The organism is Croceibacterium ferulae (assembly GCF_003660445.1).
Taxonomy (GTDB): domain Bacteria; phylum Pseudomonadota; class Alphaproteobacteria; order Sphingomonadales; family Sphingomonadaceae; genus Croceibacterium; species Croceibacterium ferulae.
Window position 1 is genome coordinate 1 of the sequence record NZ_QZVQ01000033.1, and the last position, 1,615, is coordinate 1,615.

The 1,615-nt window shown below is 58.8% G+C and carries 1 protein-coding gene and 1 pseudogene; both read right to left on the minus strand.

Annotated elements, in window-relative coordinates:
* A pseudogene (locus tag D5S08_RS16620) lies at window positions 1-236 on the minus strand (hypothetical protein); the annotation flags it as partial.
* A gap of 349 nt (window positions 237-585) precedes the next feature.
* Complete coding sequence (gene ctrA, locus D5S08_RS16275) at window positions 586-1,278, minus strand: response regulator transcription factor CtrA (protein ID WP_121120231.1); 693 nt, start codon at window positions 1,276-1,278, stop codon at window positions 586-588.
* Window positions 1,279-1,615 lie beyond the last annotated feature (337 nt).

Here is a 1,615-nt window from a genome sequence, read left to right on the forward strand (position 1 = left end):
TACAAACCGTTGGGATCGACGCCGAGATCCGAGGCCTCAAACGCGCTGAGCTGGGCTTGGAGGTCGGGGATGCTGTCCCCAGTGTCGACGATGCGGGCGGCGGCGAACGCGAAGTTGTTGCCCCCGAGCAGCGACGGGGTGGTGGGCACGCCGAACAGGTCCAGCGATAGAAGATCAGGGTAATTGAAGCCGTTGGTAAAGCGGTTCTGGTGATAGCCAAGCGCTGGGTCGGGCATCGCACCATCTGTGGCAATGTAGTAATTGCCAGCATCTACGAGGCTGTCGCCAAACACTGTAACGGACGTGTATCGCTCCGTTTGGCGGTCCGCCCGAGCAGGAGTGGCCATCGCCGCGCTGAGTATCGCAAGCGCAAACATCCACGACTTAGCCACTAATCAACTCTCCCCAGTCTCGGTCTTACGTTTAAACAAAGTCGCGAGGTGCAGCGTGCGCCGCTCGTACCCAGATCGACAGGCGGCACTGCCGGAGTTGATCAATCGCTCGTGAGTGCCACCGCGACATACCCGACCTGAGCCTCGCAACTTTCAGGCGGAAGTGATGTTCCCAGTTTGTGGGGCGAGAGTCTCAGGCGGCCAGCAGTGCTTCTGCTTTGTCGCGAAGCGCATAGCCGCGGCCCCATACCGTCTCGATGTAGTCCTCGCCGCAGGCGCTCGTTAGCTTCTTGCGCAGCTTACAGATGAACACGTCAATGATCTTCACGTCGGGCTCGTCGATGCCGCCATACAGGTGGTTAAGGAACATATCCTTTGTCAGCGTGGAGCCTTTGCGCAGGGACAGGAGCTCCAGGATTTCATATTCCTTGCCGGTCAGGTGAATACGCGCGCCATCGGCCTCTACCGTCTTGCCGTCGAGGTTCACCGCCAGCTTGCCGGTGTGGATGATGGACTGGCTGTGTCCCTTGGAACGGCGGACCACGGCATGGATGCGGGCGATTAACTCGCCATGGTGGAACGGCTTGGTAACGTAATCGTCTGCGCCGAAGCCAAACGAACGAACCTTGCTGTCCATTTCGGAAATACCCGAGAGTATGAGGACCGGCGTCTGCACCTTGGCGACGCGCAGCTTCTTCAGCACGTCATAGCCGTGCATGTCCGGCAGGTTTAGATCCAGCAGGATGATGTCGTAATCGTACAGCTTGCCCAGATCGAGGCCGTCCTCGCCCAGGTCGGTGGCATCGACAGTGAAGCTTTGGGCGGTGAGCATCAGCTCGATCGCCTTCGCGGTGGTCGGCTCGTCTTCGATCAACAGCACGCGCATTTGGCAGCCCCTATCATCTTTTCTGAAGTCGGTGTTGCAGGGCTAGATGTTGCTTTGCGCACCACCAATCCTCAACAAAAAAGGTAAATTTTACGTACTGGTACGGAGATCTGATTCAGGCGACCAATCGCTAGAACTCACCATCAGAGCTGGCGTCTTCGGTACCGCAGTTACGCTATCACGAAGTTCTCGAGGCGATCCTTCGAAGTGCCCTTCGGCGCTCGAAGCGTGTATTCAGGCGCAGCGCAGCAACGGGGTGGAGGACGCCTGAGGCCGCGCACCGACTGACACATGGGCAATGCTGCCCGGCTCTGCCATGTGCGAGCGCAGTAGCGGC